The organism is Psychrobacillus sp. FSL K6-1464, assembly GCF_038003145.1.
In the GTDB taxonomy this organism is placed as follows: domain Bacteria; phylum Bacillota; class Bacilli; order Bacillales_A; family Planococcaceae; genus Psychrobacillus; species Psychrobacillus psychrotolerans.
In genome coordinates this window covers 1557257-1579198 of sequence record NZ_JBBOOP010000001.1, presented here as the reverse complement: position 1 = coordinate 1579198, position 21942 = coordinate 1557257, and the positions used below count along the sequence as shown (strand labels likewise).

Below are 21942 nucleotides of genomic sequence, written 5' to 3'. Positions count from 1 at the left end.
CACTCATTACTAAATTCATAAGTTCCAAAATTATTATATACAACACTTATTCAACCTTTTAAGCTGAAAATCCTTTTATTTACTGCTGTATAACAAAAAAAGAGCTGTTATTATTAGCTCTTTGTTGCAAAACAAGAAAATGAAGTATGTATTTCATTTTCTACTAGCTATGAATAATGGAATTTTGAATTTTGATCATTCCTTTAGTATGCATTCTTCCTCCCTAGTATTATATTAAGTTTTTCTGAGCTTAATAGCATTGCTACAGCAAAAATGACAATAACAATCGGGAAAATCCCAATAGTCATCTGAGAAGCCATGAAACCAAGAAGTGGTGGCATGAATGTTGTGCCCGTATAAGCAAACGCCATTTGATAGCCCATAATCGTCTGAGAATGCTTTTTCCCAAAACGTGTTGGTGTTTCATGCAACATACACGGAAATATCGGCGCTAATCCTAATCCGACAATTATAAATCCGACAAATGAGAAAGCGGACGGTAACGGTAAAACTAATATTATGGCACCACTCAATGCTATTAACTGCCCCCACCTAATGAGCGTACGGTTGGTAACTTTATAAGTGATAAAACCTGTTATTAATCTGCCAACAGTTATCCCTGCGTAATAAAAAGAGATCCAACCTGCAGCTGTTGCTACACTTATTCCTTTAATATTTACCAAGAAACTACTTCCCCAAAGACCCACAGTTGCTTCAACTCCACAATAAAAAAAGAATGTAGTCAGAGCCCATTTTACTCCTTTAGTTTGAAGTGGCTTTGTATTAGTCTCTTTTTCATTAATTACACCTTTTAGCTCGTCACTTTCCTCTAGTAAACGATCATTTCTTTTTACTTTTACTTTTTTCCATAAAGGCAAAGTGAAGAAAAGAATAATAACTAATGCAAACTGAATAGCTGCAATAAGAAAATATCCATTTCTCCAAGAACTAGAACTGTCCCCAGATATAAACTGAGCCATAATAATCGGACCTAAAGTAGCTCCGACTCCCCAAAAACAATGTAACCAACTCATATGCCTCGCCTTGTAATTTACAGCTACATAATCGTTTAACCCTGTATCTACAGCCCCAGCTCCTAATCCAAGTGGAACAGCACAAACCATTAACCAAACAATCGATGGAGCAAAATGAAATCCAAGCAAGGCAACAGCGGTCATTAATACGCTGACAAATGTGACTTTCCCAGTCCCGTACCGTTTGAGAATCCTTCCACTAATAAGACTAGAGATTATTGTGCCACATGCTATGGTCATAAATAATAGTCCAGCAGTCTCGAGTGGAGCTCCCAAGTCCCCTTGCATAACAGGCCAAGCTGCTCCTAATAATGAATCAGGTAAACCTAAACTGATAAAAGCCAAATAGATTATTATTAAAAGAAATGTTGCCATGTTTCACCTCATATACTTCCAATTATTTTATTTCATTCAACATAAGCTCTATCCCTAATCTTTGTAGTCCATATAAATAATCTTGTTTCCAATCACTTATAGTTAGCTCAGGAAGATGTTCTGGTGGAACATAATTAGAACTTGCACTAGTAATTTTTTCTACTAACGCTTCATCCACTTCATCTTTGCAAAAAATGATGGTATGTGGGTTAATGCTTGCTGTAAATGATGCTACTAATCGGCTAATCGGATCAATCTGATAATCTTGAGAAAAAGGAGCTTCTTTAGATTCAGTTCCGTTGTTTTCTAACGCTTGCCATAAATTCTGCTCATCATACTGAGGGACGAACGAAATCTCCCCAGCGAAAAATGTACTCCCACGCACCACATCTCCATTTATCAAAAAACCTGCACCAGGACCATTTTGACCTATATACAAATATACAAGGGAGGGATTGTTCTTCCCCCCCTTATAATGGTGATATCCGAGTACGGCAGCATTCATATCGTTCTCAACAACCACAGGTATCGAAAAATGATTTTCATAAAATCCTTTAATATCAAAATTTTGAAAGTCCACATATCCAGGTATATGAAAAATCCTTCCATTATCAACAGAACCAGGTACCCCTATTGCGATAGAGCTAATTTTTGGGTATTCTGCTATTAATTTTTCCATGCTCATAGTTAATAGCTCTAAGCCACCTTCCACTAATACACTTGGAATTACCCCCCGCTCTTTCACCTCTCCCACACAATTAAAGATCGCATAATTTGTTTCTTGCCTCTCTAAAAAAATGGAAAGACCAAGCGTATGCTCAGGATTGTACTTATACCTTTTTGCTCGTCTACCTCCACTAGATTCATCTAAACCTACTGAAATAACCTCTCCACTCTTCTCCATTTGAGAAAGAAACTTACTTATAGTTGGGAAACTAATGTCTAATTTATCGCAGAGTTCAGCTTTTGTTGCACTTTCAAACTCTAAAAGCGACTTCCTAATACTCGAAAGAATTACTTTCCTCACAGACTTTGGAGTAGCATTCACTAACTCCACCTCCTACTTAAATATACTTATTAAAGATCTTTAATAAGTATTGATGATAATATATCATAGAAAATTATTGGAAACAACTACTATAATTTTTATTTTCAAATAATTCTTTTTTCTTACAATCACACGAATAAATAACCTCTATTACTCTGTTTCCTGATTAAAAATTGAATCCATACATTACTTTTTTAATTAATTCATGAAAATCTGATGCGAAGTATGATATGGTAAATTGTCTACAATTAAAGATTAGAAGGTGAACACCGTGCTAGAAGTAAGTGAAAGTAAATTATCGAAATATGTTGTACATCACGTCGGCGATACGCTTGTACTAGGCGATGAAGCACTCTCCCAACCTGAAACGATGTTGGAAGCGGCTTTTACTCAATTAGCTTTTAACAAAATTGATTTGGAGCAACAATACGAGTTTTTCCACGAATCAGACATAGGATTGAATGAAGTATATACGTATGTAAACTCCATATTTGATCAGGATACTAGTTTCCTAGAGCAATCCAACCATATTGCCACTCATTTAAAAAGTGTTTCTCAGCATCCAAATATTAAACACGGAGATTTATTCATAGGGTTATTTGATAATTGCCTATGGCATAACGAAGTGAAAAAAGTAATAGCTATCGTCAAAATTGATGAAAAAGAAATGTTTTTAGATGTGAAAAATGAGCAAAATAAAATGGTTGTGAATGGCATTGACGGAATTAATGTAAAAAAAATCAATAATATGGCGGTCATCATGGACATGGGTCCAGACGTAGCACCAGCTGTCTTTATGAAAACAAAAAAGAAAGAAGATGTCGTATACTGGCAAGAGCGTTTTTTGAAGATTAAGGTAGCAGATGAGCATTATCACAAAACAGAGTTAGCTTTAACAGAATGTAAAAAGTATATTATTAAGGAAGAAAACTATACGAATACCGAGAAATTGGGTTATTTGAATAAGACACTCGAATACTTTAGAAATGAAGAAGAGTTCCAGGTAGATAATTATATTGACACAGTCTTTGAAAAAACAGATTCAGTTCAAAAAGATATAATTGTCAATTCAGTAAAACCATATGAAACGATCATTTCTGAAAGTGCCATTGCAAAAGCAGAAAAAACGTATAAACGTAAAATTAAATTAGATTCCAATATTGAAATTCAAGTGAATGTACGAGATATTGAACAAGTCAATGAGCTAATTGAAGTTGGCTATGATGAAGCTACAAATCGGAAGTTTTATAAAATCTATTTCCAAGAAGAAATATAATCCAAGATAACATACTAGTATAAAGTTTAGTCTGAAGAGGATAAGAGGAGATGGGCAAAGGACACGCCACAATTCTCTTAGAACCTGTATTCTTCACTATATTATTACCGAATGTATTTAAAGGGATAATGGAGTTTGCTTCTTCAAGTCCCATGAATCTAGTGTAAGCAAAAGAAAACCAAATTTCTTTAACTGTTTACACTTTCAACTTTCTTCGCTTGTCTCACATGGAGTGATTTAATAGCATAACGCGCTATAGGTTGTGCGATTAACATTTCAAGCCAACATGCTACACCAAAATTTCTCGGCCACACATGCAAGAAGTTTCTAAACAAGTATTAAAACACATCGATAATTTGGCGAACAATTTTAAAAAGAAGAAGTAGCCGATTAGATATAAATAGCCTGCCATTCAAGTCAGTGTTCACTGATTTGAATGGCAGGCGTATTTTGTATTCAATTACATAACGGTTGCTTCGGGTTCGTAATGGATGATTTGTTTGATAGAATTATCTTCATTCATAATCGCCACTGTCGGCTTATGTGATTGTGCTTCTTCATTCATCACATATGCATACGATAGTATGATTACTACATCTCCACGTTGAACTAGCCGTGCAGCTGCTCCATTTACACAAATAACACCACTACCTCGTTCACCTGAGATAATATATGTCTCAAAACGTGCACCGTTATTATTATTTACTATATGCACTTTTTCGTTAGGTAACATACCTACAGCATCTAGTATATTCTGATCTATTGTAATACTTCCTACATAATTTAAATCAGCTTCCGTTACTACTGCTCGATGGATCTTCCCATTTAACATCATTCGCAACATATATTACACATCCTTTTTTTCTTTTAAAATATTATCTATCAAACGTGCCTTCTCAAAAAATACGGCTGTCGCAAACAGTACTTCCTTCGTATCATCTGTAACTGACTGTAATGTTGGATAAGATAATGCTTCTAAATAATCAATCTTACCAGAGGTGTTGCTCTCAATATGCTCTTTCCCTTTTGCAATTGCCGCTGGTAAGTCATTTGTTTTTTCCCATGTTTCTGTAGCTAATTGCAAAGCTTTATACAAATGAACTGCTTCTAATCGTTCTTGTTCGCTTAAAAATACATTCCGCGAGCTCTTAGCAAGTCCATCAAGCTCCCTCACTGTCTGTACCCGAACTATTTCTACTGGGAAATTATACGCATTCACAAATGTCTCAATAATAGCTAGTTGTTGTGCATCCTTTTGACCAAAGTATGCCTTCGTTGGCTGAACAAGATTAAATAATTTAGTAATTACCTTTAGGACACCATCAAAATGTCCTGGTCTACTTTCACCACATAGCTTAGTGGAAAGATTTCCTACCCCTATAGAGATACCACTTTCAAAAGGATACATTTCCTGTGCACTTGGAACAAATAATACATCTACTCCAGCATCTGTAGCTAGTTGTGTATCACTTTCAATATCTCTTGGATATCTGTCTAAATCTTCATTTGGACCAAACTGAGCAGGATTCACGAAAATACTTGCCACGACTATGTCATTATCGATTCTAGCCTTAGTTAATAAGGCCAGATGTCCTTCGTGCAAATAGCCCATTGTGGGAACGAAACCTATCGTTTTGTTTTTATTTAGTTCGATTATTTGTCTTAGCTCATTTATCGTTTGTATTGTTTGCATGATTGCCTCCATATAGTGCGGAAAGTTGCTCTTCCTTCATCGTAAAGGAATGTTCTACTGTTGGGAAAGTACCATTTTTAACTTCCTCTACATATTGCTTAATACCAGCTAAAATTGGTTCCCCAACATTTGCAAATTCCTTCACAAATTTAGGAATATGATGTGTACCATACTTTACCATATCATGAAAAACTAACACTTGCCCGTCAGCTTGAGCACCTGCTCCAATACCAATAGTAGGAATCGTTAGAGCCTTAGAAATAGTGTCAGTCAGTTGATGTGGAATACATTCTAAAACGACGGCACAAGCCCCAGCTTTTTCACATAGTTTTGCGTCTTCTATTAACTTTTCTGCTGCTGCTGCAGTTTTTCCTTGTACTTTATATCCACCTAGTACACCCGCAGATTGAGGCAACAAACCTAGATGAGCGATAACTGGAATACCGGCAAACGTCAATTTTTCAATGACTGGCAATACATCATCCGCACCTTCGAGTTTCACAGCCTGTGCACCCGTTTGCTGCATAAGTTGAACCGCATTAGTTAATGCTGAATCCAATGAACCGTGAAACGTCCCAAAAGGCATATCGACCACTACAAAAGTATCCTTCGCACCGCGTCTAACTGCTTTTCCATGATGAATCATATCGTCCATCGTTACGAAAACAGTAGAGTCATAGCCTAAAACGACCATACCTAGTGAATCACCCACAAGAATCATATCCATTCCTGCTTCTTCCGCAAATTTAGCGGTCGGAAAATCATAAGCTGTCATCATCGTAATTTTCTCGTCGTTTTTTTTCATACTAATAAAGTTACTCGTTGTTTTCATACAAAATCCCTCCATTTGTGGTGAAGAGAAAACCATATAAAAGCCCTTCTATTCCGAAATGGACAGAAGGGCAGAAAAATTGTATTCATAGGTTTTCCCGTCCCTGTCATATAGATCAAGGCAGACTATTTAGTTAACAAAACTCTTTTTCTAAAGGTGCAGTTCTAAAAGGATACTGCCCAACACATACAGAATAACAAAAAAAATGAAATCCGTCCAAACTAACTTCTTCCTAACAAATGAATATCTGCCGAATAAATACCACGAATTTCACCACTATCTAATCTCAGCTCTAAAACTCCATCTTTCGTAATACCTAAAGCTACACCTTCAAGTGTTTCTCGTAACATAGTGGCACGTATACGTTTTCCAATCGTGCAGTTATGGCTTTCCCATAGTATTTTAATAGGTTCAAAGCCGTTTTCTACATATAGATCGCCATATTTTTCTAGATAGTAAAGTATTTTAGCTACCAATAAGGAACGATCAACCTCTTCTCCATTTTCCATTTTCAATGAAGTGGCAATGTTTTGGATGGATTCGTCAAATGCACTTAGTTCCTGATTTACATTGACACCAATTCCTATAATAATTGAATGGACTATATCCATATCTGCCTGTAATTCCGTCAAAATACCGGTGACTTTTTTTCCGTTTATCAATATATCATTTGGCCACTTAATCTGAGGTGTAAGATTAGTTACCTCTTGAATAGCTTGATTGATAGCTACAGCTGAAACCAGTGTAAACTGAGCAGCAAACTCGGGACTTATATTTGGACGAATAATAACACTCATCCATATGCCTTTATTTGCAGTAGAGTCCCAGCTGCGTTCTAACCTTCCTTTTCCAGCAGTTTGTTCCTCCGAAATAATAACCGTTCCATGAGAGGCACCCTGACGTGCTTTGTCTGCTGCAATAATTTGAGTGGATGTACAAGATGTATAATAATCAATATTTCTTCCTAATTGTTTCGTGTTAAGTTTAGGAAGAATTTGCTCTGGCGTAACTAAATCCGGTATAGACTGGAGTATATACCCCTTCTTTTTGATAGCTTCAATTACATAGCCATCCTCTTCGATACTTTTCAAATGCTTCCAGATCATTGTTCGTGAAATATGTAGTTCATCTGCTAACTTCTGACCAGAGACCGGTTCCCCTTTTGCATTGATAAGCGTTGAAAGAATCTTTTCTTTAATGGAGATATTCATGAGAAAACCATTCCTTTATTTCATGTCTGTCATTATTTATTTTGCCATTTACAATCATGCCCGTTAATATGTCTAAAACTTCTTTTATCCATGGGCCTCTTTTTTTGTTTGTCCATTCAATCAGGTCATTTCCATTCACAACAATATCTTTTTTAGAAGTAATGGGAAGTGTGCGTTTCTGTAGTAAAAATTTTGCAAGTGGATGAGCTATTTCATTTGAAAAAATGGAGTTTCCAAAGTGGTAAGCTACTGTCAGAACTTCCTCCCTAAAAAGGAATAATTCATCAAGCGTCCAAGCACCTTTTTCCAAACTATAAACTGCTTCCAACACATTTTTTACATGTCTTTTCTCGTCATTTGAGCATTTATAATGATTTAACAGAATGTTAATATTTTCGTTCGACTGCAATAGAGCAAAGAAGGCCCATCCATTAGCTTTAACATTAAAACTCGAGAAGTTGTCCCAACTTTGTAGATGCCTTTCCCAGTCGCCAGGGAAATTCTGAGATAATCCACTTTCTACAAAAAGTTTCATCCCTTTGAAAGGAAAGTCACTTAGCCATATCTTTTCTAGCTCCACTTTCACTCTTTCAATGGAGACATGCTCAATAAGTGCATGTAAGGAACGAATTGCTTGAAAGGTCTCTTGCTCAAGTGTAAAATTCAGCTGCGCTGAGAAACGTACTGCTCTTAACATACGTAATGCATCCTCTGAAAATCTTAACTGAGGATTTCCAACCGCTTGAATTATTTCTTCCTCGATAGCTTTTTTGCCTCCAAAATAATCGACAAGCTTATCTTCTTTAGTTAAGGCCATTGCATTTATCGTAAAGTCTCTTCGTTGAAGATCCTCTTGTAAATTACGTACAAATGTTACACCATCTGGTCGTCTAAAATCAGAGTAGGTAGATTCCGAGCGATACGTAGTTACTTCAATAGGCTCATCTACTACAACTAAAACAGTCCCATGTTCGATTCCAACATCAATAGTATGAGTAAATATCTGTTTGACCTCCAAGGGAGTAGCATTTGTAGTGATATCTACATCATTTGCAGGAGCATTACGTACAAAGTCTCGGACAGCCCCTCCTACTACAAACGCCTCAAAGCCTGCCTGTTCTAGTTCTTCTATTATTTTATAAGCTGCCGGCCACCGATTTTTCATCAAGCTATTTTCTCGCCACTCTTTCATACATTTCTTCATACTGCTCTACAATACTTTTAGAACTAAATCGATCCCGTATAACCTCTAAAGACCTATCGACAATCTGTTTATGTAATGAGGGGTTTTGTAAAACTTCCACACCATGTTCTGCTACCTTTTTCCAATCCCCTAGTTCCACGATAAATCCATTTTCGCCATTCGTAATTACTTCAGGAATGCCACCTACATTCGTTCCTATACAAGGCACTCCACAAGCCATTGCTTCTAATAGCACTAAACCAAAAGACTCTTTTTCAGAAAGCAATAGCATAAGATCTGCTATGGAATATAGTTCTGATAGATTTTCCTGTTTACCTAAAAATAGAACATCACTTTCGATAGATGTACCTTTAATGGATTCCATAATAGGATGTTTTTCGGGTCCATCTCCTACTAACAGTAATTTAGAAGGAACCTCTTCATGGATAAGCTTAAAGCTCTGTACTATATCCGGAACATGCTTTACTTTTCTAAAGTTAGAAACATGAATTACTACTTTTTCATGTGGTTTTATACCTAATAATTCCTTTAGATTACCTGCATCCTTTTTAGTATATTCCTGCTCATCAATAAAATTATATATCGTCTCAATATCCTTATTGGGAGATATTAAGTCCATTGTTTCTTGGCCAAGGGAATGAGACACTGCCGTTACGACATCTGATTTTTCTATCCCATACTTTATTGCGCCTTTTAACGACGAGTCATATCCTAAAACGGTTATATCAGTTCCATGTAAAGTAGTAACAATGCCGATATCTGAGTTTGCCATATCCTTTGCCAGTATTGCACACACCGCATGAGGAATAGCATAATGTACATGCAATACATCTAATTGCTCATCTACAATTACCTCTGCCATTTTATTGGCTAAAGCAATATCGTATGGAGCATATTGAAAAACAGAGTAGCTATTCACTTCCACTTGATGAAATGTGATCTTTGGAGATATTTTATTTAGTCGGAAAGGGATCCCAGATGTGATGAAATGTATTTCATGCCCTTTTGCTGCAAGCATCTTTCCTAATTCTGTTGCAATTACTCCTGATCCCCCAACAGATGGATAGCAAGTAATTCCTATTTTCAATTTACGCACTTAATCACTTCCTTAACGTGAACGTCTCTCTTCTAGTAAACGCCAATCTAAAAAACCTTGTTCTATACCTTTTAAAAGGATTTCAGCTGTTCCCATATTTGTTGCAAGTGGGATCTGATATACATCGCAAAGTCGAATAAGCGCCGTTACATCTGGCTCATGCGGTTGAGCGGTAAGTGGATCTCGGAAAAATATAACCATATCCATTTCGTTATTTGCAATCGCTGATCCTATTTGCTGGTCTCCACCTAGTGGTCCAGATTTATATCTAAATATATTTAAACCAACTTCGTCTATAATTCGTGTTCCGGTTGTTCCGGTAGCAAATAATTCGTGCTCTATTAATATTGACTTATATGCTGTTACGAACTGTATCAAATCTTCTTTTTTCTGGTCATGTGCGACTAATGCAATTCTCATTGTTTCCCTCCTATAAAATAATATCTTCTAAACCATAAATCAGAACATCACGCTCCATGATCTCATTGATAGATAATACAATTCCAGACATAAAGGATGCGCGGTCAAAAGAATCATGACGTAGTGTTAGCAATTGCCCCTCTCCACCTAAAAGCACCTGTTGATGTGCAACTAAACCAGGTAATCGGACACTATGTATATGCATGCCATCCATTTTTGCTCCTCTTGCACCTGGAATTATCTCTTCTTCACCCGGATGTCCCTGTTCCATAGAAGTACGTGTTTGTTGTATCATCTGAGCTGTTTTAAATGCTGTTCCAGAAGGAGCATCTACTTTTTGATCATGATGCATCTCAATAATTTCCACATTCGGCAAATATTTTGCTGCTGTTTGTGCAAACTTCATCATAAGCACCGCACCTATAGAAAAGTTTGGGGCAATAATACATCCTACTTGTACCTCTTCTACTTTGTTTCTTAATGTATCTAATTGTAAATCAGTAAAGCCCGTTGTACCAATAACTGGTCTCACACCATAGTCAAGTGCAGTCATCGCATGCTCAAAAACGGCAGAAGGAATAGTCAGATCAACTAATACATCAGGTTCTGTTTGTTCGATTAATAATTCTAATGATGTGAAGATGGGAATGTTATCCCCTAAGCACTCTGTCTCTTGCTTATAATCCAAAACTGCCACTAATAAAAAATTTTCGTTTTTTATTACAGTTGCTACTGCTTCTCTTCCCATTTTACCTCTTGGGCCTGCTACCGCTACTTTAATAACCATTATTAGTCCTCCTTAATCGTCCATCTATCTTTATCTCTTGTATTATATTTGTTTAAAACTTGCTCTAATGATTGCTGAAGATCTATACCTTCTGCATTTGCCAAACATAATAGTACGAAAAAGAAATCTCCCATCTCATCCGCAATTTCTTTCTCCACTTCTGTGGATTTCTTTTTCTTTGTCCCATACTTATGTTGAACTTCACGGGAGAGCTCCCCTAGTTCTTCCGTAAGTCTTGCTAGTAGTTCCATTGGTGGGAAATAGCCTTCTTTAAATTGGTTTATGTATGTATCCACTTCTAGTTGTAAATCAGATAAAGTTTTTTTCTCTACCATATAATCTATCTCTCCTTCGTGTATATCCTAATAAGAAAAACAGCTAGTTGTCAAAAACATCAAAATAATCGATAATAACTTAAGTATGAACTAATAAGCGAGGTGTAACAATGGGAGTTGGACTTAAATTAAAAAATATTATAATGATTATATTGGGATCAGCCATTTATAGTTTTGGCTTTGTTCACTTTAATATGCAAAATGAACTTGGTGAAGGTGGATTTTCTGGTATTACTCTCGTTTTATATTTTGCATTCAACTGGGATGTAGCATTGATGAACCTTTTATTAAATATACCAATGTTCTTCTTAGGTTGGAAGTTGCTTGGGCGGAAAATGTTTGCTTATACAGTGATTGGCACTGTTTCAGTATCCGTATTTTTAAAATTATTTGATATTTATGAATTCCATCTTGGGCTAGAAGGTGACTTGTTTCTAGTTTCACTATTTGCTGGGGTTTTTGTAGGTGTAGGTTTAGGTATTATATTCAAATATGGTGGTACAACCGGAGGGGTGGATATTATCGCCCGACTTGTATTCAAATACAAGGGATGGAGCATGGGTAAAACGATGTTTATCTTCGATGCATTCGTCATTTTGTTATCCTGGGCAACTTTCCTAAATGAGCGTTCCATGATGTATACGCTTGTTGCTGTATACGTTGGCGCAAGAGTTATAGATTTTGTGCAAGAAGGCGCATATTCTGCTAGAGGTGCATTTATCATTTCAGACAAGCAAAATGAGATTGCTGATCTCATTACGAATAAATTGTCTCGCGGAGTAACAATATTGAACGGACATGGACATTTCACAAAAAGTAGTCGGGAAGTAATCTATTGCGTCGTAGCGAAAAACCAGATAAGTGCATTGAAGTCGGTTATAAGTTCTATCGATCCACATGCATTTGTGTCTATAACAGAAGTAAAGGATGTCATGGGAGAAGGTTTCACTTTAGATGATGAGAAAAATCCGATAGATTAGTGTGAAGGATTATTCAAGTATCTTACTTGGGTGATCCTTTTTTAATAGATAAGCAATAATATAGAACACAGCATGAATATTGGATTATTTATAAAATTTTAATGAATGAATGATACTTCAGATTTACGCTACAGGTGGACGCGTTTCGCGGGGTGAGCGATGAGCTACCACCACAGCACACGCGTCGTTGTGATATCTTGTCTGTCTCACTCATCCCGCCGAAGTCGCCACCCTTCACTTCAATCAATTAAGCGGGTAGTACTGGCCTATAAGATTTAGCATAGGCTATCGCTTGGATAATAGGAGTAGTCGAAGTATATCCAATTATCCGATTAAATAAAGTGGATCTAGTTGATTGGAGCGCAGGAGCAAGGGAGGCGGCTGGAGTAGGGCCAATAGAAAGCGTTCGCTCGGAGTAAAATTAACTGCATGTCTACATTATTATTTATTGGGGATCAAGCGTCTTTTCCGGTGTTCTTATTTAGTTGCATTTTAATTTCAAGCTATGTTAAAGATAAAGGTTGATTTTAATATAAATAAAAAAATGAGCTAGAGTATGTTCTCCAAACTCATTTATTTTGATGTCCTTTTTTACTAAAGCACCAGGTAGTTGAATAAGAAATTAATTTCTAACCTGCATCAAACTGACCCATAAAAAGTCTTCTCCAAATAATTTATCTGGTTGACTAATCTTTTTCATTTCCCTAAAATCAATTAAATTGAAATCATTCGTAAACACTTCTTTTAATCGCCCTTCAGTGTAACCTATTCCTCCTTTTAAACTACCTTCTTTGTAGACTTCCCAATCAGATGTATCTAAGGCACCCTCAGTATTGAAGCAAACAATTCCGAAGTATCCATCTCTTTTCAATGCCTTTTTCAGCATTTCAAGATATGTTAATCTGCGATGTGGTGCTAAATGATGAAACAACCCACAGTCATAAATAAAGTCATACGAGTGTGGCTTAAACTTAAAGTCAAATAGCGAAATACATTGAAAATCTATATTAACCCCTTCTTCTCTAGCCCTTTCTTTTGCCCATTCAATCGCATTATTAGAAAGGTCTAAAGCATCTACCTCACAGCCTTTTTTAGCCATATAAACAGCATTCCTACCCGGTCCGCATCCTATTTCCAATACTCGTTTAGGTGCCAACCCATTTTTAAAATAATCTACAAGATTCTCATCAGGACCTTTAATGAAAAACGGAATTTCTTTAGTTCTATCAGTATAAAAATCATCCCAAAATTCCTTTGGCTCTCTTAGGAACCCATCCAACATTTCTTGCAAATTCTCATAATTCAGTATTGCCTTTTTCAAAAAAATCCCCCCTTTAGTAAAAGTTATCTCTCTCTACCATTTTACTAAAAGTTACCATTCCCAATGTTACACAACCATTAATTTAACGTTATTTTATTAGTAAATTCAGATTAGCAAAGTCCTTGAATCTAGCTTTAAAAGGTATTTTTGAAACATTTATACTATTTTAATCGAACAAATGACTTAGTATATACTTAACGATAATAGTCCTCTTAAATATCCTTTTTAAAAGGATTTGACCTATTACAAAATGAACTCATAAGCTATTTTTGTATTATTTGTTACACTATCGTAATATTTAATTTTGAACTAAACTGTTTCGTTAGTTCAATAAGAAAATGTTACCTTTACAGGCAACCGCTTGTTAAACTAAGCACCATCTCTTTTATTACACATTATGGTCGTAATGGCATGATAGTATAGTTTTCTTCATACGATTACTTGAGGTGATAAAATGGAATTACTTTCTGAAAAGGATGCATTGAACTGGATACTCTATGTTATTTACTTCGGATTTCCTATTCTAATAGCAATAAATTTAGGTGTACTAATAACTTTAATCCAATTAAAGAGAAGAAATAAAAGATAAAATATGACCCTAAAGGAACAGAGTAATTTTTCTTTCTCTTATTTAACTAAACTACTTATTTTTTAAAAAAACTATACTCCTTCTTGAAGTAAAACACCACGTTAGTTGTAGAGGAAAATGTAATTAAAGTACCCAAAGATTTGCCACTAATGTCCAAGTCAATTCTTTACGTTTTTATACATCAATACATCATCTATATATTCATTATCATTCAGCTTAACCTCACCAATTTTTCTTCCTTCTTCGATAAAGCCCATTTTTTTATAAAGAGATATAGCATTAATATTTGTAGAAAATACACCTAAGCTTACTTTCTCAATGTACCGATTTTGTTCTGCCCAATTTAGTAATTCTTGCAATAAAGCTTTCCCAATTCCTTTTCCCCGAAAGGCACTATCAATCATCATGCCTAAGGAACCTGTATGACTCAACCTTTTGCGGTTTGATGATTGAAAGACAAGCCATCCAACAACAACATTTTCTATCTCTGCTACTAAAATTGTTTCACGTCCATTGTCTATCTTCGATTGAATCCACGCTTTTTGACCATCTACAGACTGGTTAAATTCTTCTGAGGTCGATAATAAATATTGTTCTTCTGATAAAACTGCACGCTGAATTTCAAGCATATTCACAGCATCTTTCTGTTCCGCTAATCTAATTTCTACCTTTTCCATATTTTCTCTCTTCTCCTTTGATACAGTTACTTAAAAAATTTTCATTTTATATTATCTACTTCGATATGCATCCAAATTCTACCTGATTATTCAACTATACTGCTTCGTTAGTTCAATAAGAAAAAAAGCTATACTCCTTCTTGAAGTAAAGCACCTCGTTGTTGAAGAAGGAAGTAGTAATCTCGCTATTTATACTGATTAAAATTCGTTTCGATAGGCATTACCGATTTAATGAAGGCTATATCTTTTTCGTTAACATTGGGTGCAAAAAATTCCATACCCCAATGTTCGGAATGAAAAATAGTGGTGGAGTTTTTACTCAAAAAAATAGAGAACCATTTTATCTTCCCCTCAATATTTACATTGTTTGATAATAAATGGGTTACAACATTTAGTGCTTTATTTCCCTTGAAAATAGTGAGGTTATTTTCCGTGATTCTTTCGAATGGGCCTTTAAGCATTGATTTTGTTTCCTCGACAACAACTGCTTCTTCATTCCAACAATGGATTTCTATCGTATCTGATTGTGATAAAAAGTAGTTCATCAAAGGAACCCAATAATCAATTTTTTCATATTCACCAGATACACTAAAATACAGTTGATATATCATTTTACTACCACCTTTTTAGTGATTTTTATATACTATATCTCAAATTCCTTCTTAATCTAACGCTTCGTTAGTTCAATAAGAAAAAGGCTTTACTCCTTCTTAAAGTAAAGCACCCTTAGTTGAGGTAGGAAAACTAAAATATATTTCTAGTATCTTCCCAACCATACACAAGTTCGGTAAGTTTTTTCTCTGAAATCTCAACTTCAACAGCATCTATTTTTTTCCCACCAAGTGATTCATAAAACAGACGAGAAATATTATCTTTTAAGACAAGAACAAGCATAGAGTTTAATCCCAATTCTGCAATTTCTTCAATTATTGGTTTAACAAGTGCTTTTCCTAAACCTTTGCCCTGATACTCTTTTAAAATGTATATTGCATATAACTCCCCTTCGAACCCATGGTAATTCCCGCTTCTTTCTAATCCACCAGAAGAAAAACCAACAATTTCCCCGCCATTGGTCTCTGCTACATATACCCCGCCATTAGGAATATTGTTTTCCCATAGCCGTTCTCTGCTTTCGTATGTTAAATTATTTAAATATTGGTCTGAAACTATATTCTTATACGTAGTTTTCCAAGAATCAACGTGTACTTTTGCTATTCCTTTTACGTCTGATAAAACAGCTTTTCTAATGTTCATATTCCCATTGTTCATTAATTCCTCTCCCTCTTTTGCAGTAAATAATACCACAAAATTTCGATTTCATAATGAACTAACCTGCTGTGTTAGTTCAATAAGAAAAGTTACCCTTACAGGCAGCCACTTGTTTAACTAAGCACCCATTAGTCTAAGTAGAATCTATTCTCATATCCTTATTTGACTAACTGCATAATCGAAATTTAAGTGAAGAAAAAAGAATATATCAAAAAAACAAAAATCCCTATTATTCCTGTGACAATAAATGGAGTTCCGGAAACTGGCCTTCTTTTAATTCGAATGTAAAAACCGCTCAAGATATACATGCAACAGAGTAATAATCCAATAATCAATAATATAGGTTTCATTGATCCATCTCCAAACTTGAAGTAAGCAACCCTTTTGCACAATATTTTACATATATTAACTTATTCAACACAGTAGCAAAATAACCTTCTTCTTCAACGAAACTGCCATTAAGTACATTCTTTCACAAACTTTTAGATGTAGGTTAAATTCATGATACTTTTACTAAAAATCAATTAACCCTTACCTTTTACTTAGCCAAATTTAATAATAATTGTTCAACATATTAAAAAAGAGCTTGGAAAATGAAACTTCCAAACTCTTTTTTCTGTCTTTCTTTACTAAACACCTGTTACTTTGAATGTATTTCTTCACAATGTCTTTTACTTAATTTGTTTCGTATCCTCTGTTAAGAAGGTAATAACTACAAATAATGCAAATGCCAATAATAATAAAGTTCCGCCTACAATGAACAAAATCATCACAAATGTTTCATTTAAGTTAAATGGGTTTAAATTATACATCCACATACCAAACGTTAGACCAAGTGCACCTAACATTCCTGTAATAGCGTGTATAGGTACAAGTTTTTTGTATTTTACAGTATACACTCTATAAAATATTCCCCATGCAAATACGGATAACCATCCTACTAATAATATATGTGCATGTATGGGACGCAATGAATAATCCATACTTCCACTCATTTTAGACCCTAAAAACGTACCGATTATTCCAAATATAGCAGCAAAACGAATTAATCGAATTGACCATTTCTTTTCCATAATGTTAACTCCTTCTAATTGGTAATTTAATTACAAATGTACTTCCTTTTCCAACTTTACTAGTGACATTTACTTGTCCACCATGTAACTCCACAACTTTCTTGACTATTGATAGTCCTAGCCCAGTACCATCTTTTTTTCTAGCTGTATCTACTCGATAAAAGCGGACAAATATTTGCGCTAATTGTTCATTACTAATCCCTATTCCTGTATCTTTGAAAATAATTTGAATTTCACCATGTACTTCTCGACAAGTAATAGAGATGATACTTCCTAATTCAGAATACTTAATAGCATTACTCAATAAATTATCCCACACACTCATGAGTAATTCTGCATCCCCTTGAATAGCTACTGGTTCTAATTTATAGGATAATTCTAATTCACGTTCATTGATTCGCCATTGCGACTTCCTTATAATCTCTTTTAACTGTTCATCTAATCGGACACTATTCCTTTGTAAGGAATAAGAAGCCTGATCTAAAGAGGTTAAGATAAGTAACTGTTTTGTTAAGTTCGATAATCGCTTAGATTCTCGCTGAATAATGGCTGCATACTGTAACCTGTCTTCTTTCTTTAGTTCATCAGTTTGAAGTAGATCAGAGTAACCTTGAATATTCATTAATGGCGATTGAAAATCATGAGAAACGTCATTTACAAATCCCTTGCGTAATTCATCATTATGAGCAAGCTGCTGCTGCATCAAATTAAAATTTTCCGCCAATTGGCCAATCTCATCGTTTCGTGAAATATTTAATCGGTAATTGAAATTTTCGTTTTTTACCGCCTTAGTAGCTTCTGTTAAGGATGAAATCGGTCGTATTAGGTTTCGTGTCATAACAGCCACACCGAGTAAGCTAATGATAGCGATTGCAACGACAAAGCTCATTAATACAACATGGATATCCGAGAAAATGGACTTATTATCGGGTCTCAAAAATAATGCATATTGGTTTTGCTGTGTAACAACAGGTACCCCAACGGAATTTTCCAAGCTATTGGAAAAATGCCCCATCATTAATAACGAACTCGGTGCATATTTCATCCCATGATATATTTCGCCATCCATAATACTTTGAACTGTTTCAGGGGGTATCTTTAGATTTTGAAATTCTTCACCAAAGGGGTATTTTTCTCCAGAACTAGATATTAGATAGATTTGATATCCTGAATTACCGATTAATGATAAATAGGCATGCATAGAATCCTTCGAATCATGCATATTTTCAATTCCATTCGCAACCTCTTGAGCAAACTCTACATTCTGTGAATCAATATTGTTTTTTGAGACTGAAAAGTAAATAATATTCGCAAGGGCAAATCCGACGATAATACTGCAAAACAAAATTAATACAGTCGCGCTAATAAATTGTCGATAAAGTGTTTTCATTTCAACAGCTCTAATTTATAACCAATTCCACGAACGGTTATAATTTCAACATTTGCCTCGTAACGTATTAATCGTTCCCTTAATCGATTAATATGTGTATTCAGCGTATAGTCATTACCCTCAATATCAATTCCCCATGTATGCTCAATTAGAAAAATTCGTTGCACGATTTTTCCACTTCGTGATGCTAACAAAGTGAGTAGTTCAAATTCCTTCAAAGGCAACAAAACGGTTTCTTTTTTTATAATTACTTCATAGTTTTTTCGATCAATTTTCATATTCCCAATTTCTATGAAGTTTTCTAAAGATCTTTCATAACGTCGCAAAACAACTGCAACCCTAAATAATAACTCGCTAGGCTCAAATGGCTTTACTATGTAATCTTCTGATCCAGCAGTAAATCCTTGTTCTTTATCTGCTAATTGACCTTTAGCGGTTAATAAAATCACGGGAATATCATAATCTTCCGTCAAAATTTCTGTTAACTCAAAACCATTCATACCCGGCATCATAACGTCTACAATCGCCAAATCCACTTTGTAAGTTTCTAGTAAAATTAGCGCTGCTTCCGCATTGTCAGCATTATGCACTTTATACCCTTCACGTTCCAAATGTATAGTTACTAGTTGTAATGTATCTAAATCATCATCTACTAATAAAATCTGCATAGTAACGCCTCCGCTTTCTAGTGAATTTGGTTTCATGTAAGTTATTAATTATATTATTGTAACGTTAATTTACCATCTTCCATACGGTAAACGCGGTCGCAATATGCCAGCATTCGTTCATCATGAGTTACCATAACAGCAGCCTTACCACGTGCTTTAACCTCTTTTGAAATAAGGGAAACGACCTCATTTGCACGGTTTGTATCCAATGATGCAGTAGGTTCATCCGCTAAAATAAGCGATGAATCATTCATAAATGAACGCGCGATTGCTACACGTTGTCGTTCCCCACCAGAAAGCTCATTAGGGAATTTTTCGAATTTACTACTCAAACCAAGCTCTATTAATAATTCTTTTGCAAAGGCTTCATCTTGTTTTGTTACTTTACCCGACATCTTTTTTAATAGAAGTAAATTGTCTAAAACATTTAAGTACGGCATTAAATTAGACGTTTGTAATATAAATCCTATTTCATGTAATCGTAAATTGGAAAGTTCTTTATCTTTTAGTGTTGCAATATCTTTATTATCAATTTTGACTTCACCTTGTGAAGGTTTTAATAATGCCCCAGCAATCGATAGAAATGTTGACTTTCCAGAACCTGATGGGCCAATAATGGCCACAAACTCTCCAGAAGCAACCTCCATTGAAACTTGATCTAAAGCTACTATTTGTGATTCGCCTTCTTTATATACCTTTGAGACATTTTTCATGCTTAAAGTCATTATTCAACCCTCCCTAATGCGGTTAATGGATCTATTTTTGAAATTCGACGAACTGAAAACAACGAGCTAGCAACAGATATCACTAATAGTACTATTCCATAAATAACAACTAATACAGGATCTAAATTAAATGGCATTTCTTCTGGGAATACCATCGCAGTTAGATATGTAAGGCCAATACCTATTAAAATACTAAAAAACGACAACACAAATACTTGAGATACGATTGCTTTAGCTATAAATCCATTTGAAGCACCAATTGCTTTCATCACACCAAATTGTTGTGTTTTTTGGATTGTTAGAACATAGAAGAAAACTGCAATTACGAAAGCTGAAATGACAATTAAGAACACAAGCATCATCATTATTGTACCATTTTCCGCAGTATAACCTGGCATACCATTAATAGCAGCGGATTTGGTTACTACTTCCAAGCCATCAACTTCTTTTTCAATTTGTGCTGCATCCACGTCTTTACCTAATATGGCGAATGCATTGATAGCATCTTCTACTCCATTATTTGATCCGGGTGCAGAATATTTATACTCCCGTACAAAATCCATATTTGCAAATAGTGAAGGCAAGTGATTGAATGTCTCGTTTTTCACAAAACCAATAATTTCTGCATTTAGTTCAGAACCATCAATTGCTACAGAATCACCAATTTCATAGCCATTTGTATTTTTTAATGTGATATTCGCAACCACACCATTTTTAATCTTCGGATCAACAGCTTTACCTTCTATTACTTCTGGATGTAAAAATGAGCCTGCTTCAATACCTAATAAAGCAGCATCTACTTTGTCCTCCCCTTCAGCAACACCATCAATTGGTAAGATTGCTATGACTGACTGAGAAAATGGTGTAACTTCTTCTACCCCTGGCTGCGCTTCAATTTTACTTTGCAACGATTGAGACAATAATGATTTTGAAAATGTCGCACCCGCCCCATTTTCATAAACAACATGCTCTGCTTCCCAGTTTTTAATCGTCGCAGCGCTTAGTGTAGATAATCCATTTCCTAAACCCGAAAGAATAAATACAAGCCATGCGATTAATATTATGATAAGCCCAATCATTGTAAAACGTAACTTACCATGTTTTAGTTCTTTTAATGCCAAAAACATATAATAACCTCCTTATTTATTTACATTTCTCATCATATACAAGCTATATAAACTTTATATAAACTTTCACCAATTAAGCAGAATTAGAGATATAGAAATCCGCCAAATTTATTAATATATTTCATCACAAGACAAAAAAACCCACTCAAATATTTGAGCAGGATGTATCAGATGCTTTTTCATCACCATTATATATTCCGAGCTTATAAACCTGATTGGTTCTTTTGAATAATAGATATAATCTCGATATATAACGCTGTCATTTCGTCAGGGGTCTTATCTAAACCATTTTGAATCCACTGTTCAATTAATCCTAAAAATGCTGATGTGATAAAGGATAAATAGTATTCCATTGGCACCTTTAAGTTTGCATGGAAACTTTCATTTTTCTCTAAATTAACACGCACTTTTTCTGAAAAGGCATCTCTAAATCGAAGATGAAAACCAGCTCTACCGCGATCACTTAAAAATATTTTTAACATTGGCGCATGCATTTTAATCGAGTTAAATAAGGTAGCAGCTAATTGTTCTTGATTCTTTTCAAATTTTTGCATAGATGAATAATATTTTTGCAATTCATCAATATGATTGCCTAAATCCTCAAATAACTGTTGCTCAATTTGATCAAGTAAATCAAATTTATCTTTATAGTGTAAATAAAATGTCCCGCGATTTATTTGCGCAACTTTTGTAATGTCACCTACCGTAATTGCTTCAAATGACTTATTCTCTATAATCTGCATAAATGACGTTTGGATAAGTTTCTTTGTTTTGCGATTTTTTTCTGTATAAACACTCAAAAAATCAACTCC

The 21942-nt window shown here is 35.0% G+C and carries 23 protein-coding genes; 2 read left to right on the top strand and 21 right to left on the bottom strand.

What is annotated here, in order from left to right; all coding sequences use genetic code 11:
- Positions 1-203: 203 nt before the first annotated feature.
- Positions 204-1409, bottom strand: a complete 1206-nt coding sequence (locus MKX39_RS07745) for an MFS transporter (RefSeq protein ID WP_340769006.1) — start codon at positions 1407-1409, stop codon at positions 204-206.
- A 22-nt stretch (positions 1410-1431) separates the two neighbouring features.
- A complete protein-coding gene (locus tag MKX39_RS07740) occupies positions 1432-2466 on the bottom strand; it encodes an ROK family protein (protein WP_445678020.1) in 1035 nt (344 codons plus the stop codon).
- 262 nt (positions 2467-2728) lie between these two features.
- Between MKX39_RS07740 and MKX39_RS07735 the strand changes: the two genes are divergently transcribed.
- Positions 2729-3733, top strand: a complete 1005-nt coding sequence (locus MKX39_RS07735) for a hypothetical protein (protein WP_340769003.1) — start codon at positions 2729-2731, stop codon at positions 3731-3733.
- A 460-nt stretch (positions 3734-4193) separates the two neighbouring features.
- Here the strand turns inward: MKX39_RS07735 and panD are convergent, their stop codons facing one another.
- The 9 genes from panD to MKX39_RS07690 all read right to left on the bottom strand — a co-directional run bounded on the left by panD (position 4194) and on the right by MKX39_RS07690 (position 11311).
- Positions 4194-4577 carry an aspartate 1-decarboxylase gene (gene panD / locus MKX39_RS07730; protein WP_093534641.1) on the bottom strand — a complete coding sequence of 128 codons (384 nt, stop codon included), beginning with the start codon at positions 4575-4577 and terminating at the stop codon, positions 4194-4196.
- Positions 4578-4580: 3 nt separating this feature from the next.
- A complete protein-coding gene (gene panC, locus MKX39_RS07725; protein WP_340769001.1) occupies positions 4581-5426 on the bottom strand; it encodes a pantoate--beta-alanine ligase in 846 nt (281 codons plus the stop codon).
- Entirely contained in the window at positions 5401-6258 is an 858-nt protein-coding gene (panB, locus tag MKX39_RS07720; protein ID WP_093534645.1) for a 3-methyl-2-oxobutanoate hydroxymethyltransferase, read from the bottom strand. The genes panC and panB overlap by 26 nt, the downstream gene beginning before the upstream one ends.
- A 221-nt stretch (positions 6259-6479) precedes the next feature.
- Positions 6480-7469 (bottom strand): biotin--[acetyl-CoA-carboxylase] ligase, encoded by a 990-nt coding sequence (locus MKX39_RS07715; protein WP_340768998.1) that lies wholly within the window; start codon positions 7467-7469, stop codon positions 6480-6482.
- Complete coding sequence (locus MKX39_RS07710) at positions 7453-8661, bottom strand: CCA tRNA nucleotidyltransferase (protein WP_340768997.1); 1209 nt, start codon at positions 8659-8661, stop codon at positions 7453-7455. The genes MKX39_RS07715 and MKX39_RS07710 overlap by 17 nt, the downstream gene beginning before the upstream one ends.
- Positions 8639-9769 (bottom strand): N-acetyl-alpha-D-glucosaminyl L-malate synthase BshA, encoded by a 1131-nt coding sequence (bshA, locus tag MKX39_RS07705; protein ID WP_340768996.1) that lies wholly within the window; start codon positions 9767-9769, stop codon positions 8639-8641. Before bshA ends, MKX39_RS07710 begins: the two co-directional genes overlap by 23 nt.
- A 12-nt stretch (positions 9770-9781) precedes the next feature.
- On the bottom strand, positions 9782-10189 hold the full coding sequence (gene mgsA / locus MKX39_RS07700) for a methylglyoxal synthase (RefSeq protein WP_093534653.1): 408 nt from the start codon (positions 10187-10189) through the stop codon (positions 9782-9784).
- A 10-nt stretch (positions 10190-10199) separates the two neighbouring features.
- Positions 10200-10976, bottom strand: a complete 777-nt coding sequence (gene dapB / locus MKX39_RS07695) for a 4-hydroxy-tetrahydrodipicolinate reductase (RefSeq protein ID WP_340768995.1) — start codon at positions 10974-10976, stop codon at positions 10200-10202.
- Between the two features lie 2 nt (positions 10977-10978).
- Positions 10979-11311 carry a nucleotide pyrophosphohydrolase gene (locus MKX39_RS07690; RefSeq protein WP_093534657.1) on the bottom strand — a complete coding sequence of 111 codons (333 nt, stop codon included), beginning with the start codon at positions 11309-11311 and terminating at the stop codon, positions 10979-10981.
- Between the two features lie 110 nt (positions 11312-11421).
- On the opposite strand from MKX39_RS07690, the gene MKX39_RS07685 reads away from it, so the two are divergent.
- Positions 11422-12291, top strand: coding sequence for a YitT family protein (locus MKX39_RS07685; RefSeq protein WP_093534659.1), 870 nt, complete (start codon positions 11422-11424; stop codon positions 12289-12291).
- 622 nt (positions 12292-12913) lie between these two features.
- Here MKX39_RS07685 and MKX39_RS07680 read toward each other — a convergent pair.
- The 10 genes from MKX39_RS07680 to MKX39_RS07635 form a co-directional block, all read right to left on the bottom strand.
- On the bottom strand, positions 12914-13612 hold the full coding sequence (locus MKX39_RS07680; RefSeq protein ID WP_340768993.1) for a class I SAM-dependent methyltransferase: 699 nt from the start codon (positions 13610-13612) through the stop codon (positions 12914-12916).
- 747 nt (positions 13613-14359) lie between these two features.
- Positions 14360-14878 carry a GNAT family N-acetyltransferase gene (locus MKX39_RS07675; RefSeq protein ID WP_340768992.1) on the bottom strand — a complete coding sequence of 173 codons (519 nt, stop codon included), beginning with the start codon at positions 14876-14878 and terminating at the stop codon, positions 14360-14362.
- A gap of 185 nt (positions 14879-15063) precedes the next feature.
- On the bottom strand, positions 15064-15489 hold the full coding sequence (locus MKX39_RS07670; RefSeq protein ID WP_340768991.1) for a hypothetical protein: 426 nt from the start codon (positions 15487-15489) through the stop codon (positions 15064-15066).
- Positions 15490-15622: 133 nt separating this feature from the next.
- Complete coding sequence (locus MKX39_RS07665; RefSeq protein ID WP_340771372.1) at positions 15623-16147, bottom strand: GNAT family N-acetyltransferase; 525 nt, start codon at positions 16145-16147, stop codon at positions 15623-15625.
- A gap of 671 nt (positions 16148-16818) precedes the next feature.
- Complete coding sequence (locus MKX39_RS07660; protein WP_340762105.1) at positions 16819-17220, bottom strand: hypothetical protein; 402 nt, start codon at positions 17218-17220, stop codon at positions 16819-16821.
- 4 nt (positions 17221-17224) lie between these two features.
- Positions 17225-18610 carry a sensor histidine kinase gene (locus MKX39_RS07655; protein WP_340768989.1) on the bottom strand — a complete coding sequence of 462 codons (1386 nt, stop codon included), beginning with the start codon at positions 18608-18610 and terminating at the stop codon, positions 17225-17227.
- Positions 18607-19278, bottom strand: coding sequence for a response regulator transcription factor (locus tag MKX39_RS07650; protein ID WP_340768988.1), 672 nt, complete (start codon positions 19276-19278; stop codon positions 18607-18609). The genes MKX39_RS07655 and MKX39_RS07650 overlap by 4 nt, the downstream gene beginning before the upstream one ends.
- Before the next feature lie 53 nt (positions 19279-19331).
- Complete coding sequence (locus tag MKX39_RS07645; protein WP_340762102.1) at positions 19332-20003, bottom strand: ABC transporter ATP-binding protein; 672 nt, start codon at positions 20001-20003, stop codon at positions 19332-19334.
- A complete protein-coding gene (locus tag MKX39_RS07640; RefSeq protein WP_340768987.1) occupies positions 20003-21130 on the bottom strand; it encodes an ABC transporter permease in 1128 nt (375 codons plus the stop codon). The genes MKX39_RS07645 and MKX39_RS07640 overlap by 1 nt, the downstream gene beginning before the upstream one ends.
- Before the next feature lie 203 nt (positions 21131-21333).
- A complete protein-coding gene (locus MKX39_RS07635) occupies positions 21334-21930 on the bottom strand; it encodes a TetR/AcrR family transcriptional regulator (protein WP_340768986.1) in 597 nt (198 codons plus the stop codon).
- Positions 21931-21942 lie beyond the last annotated feature (12 nt).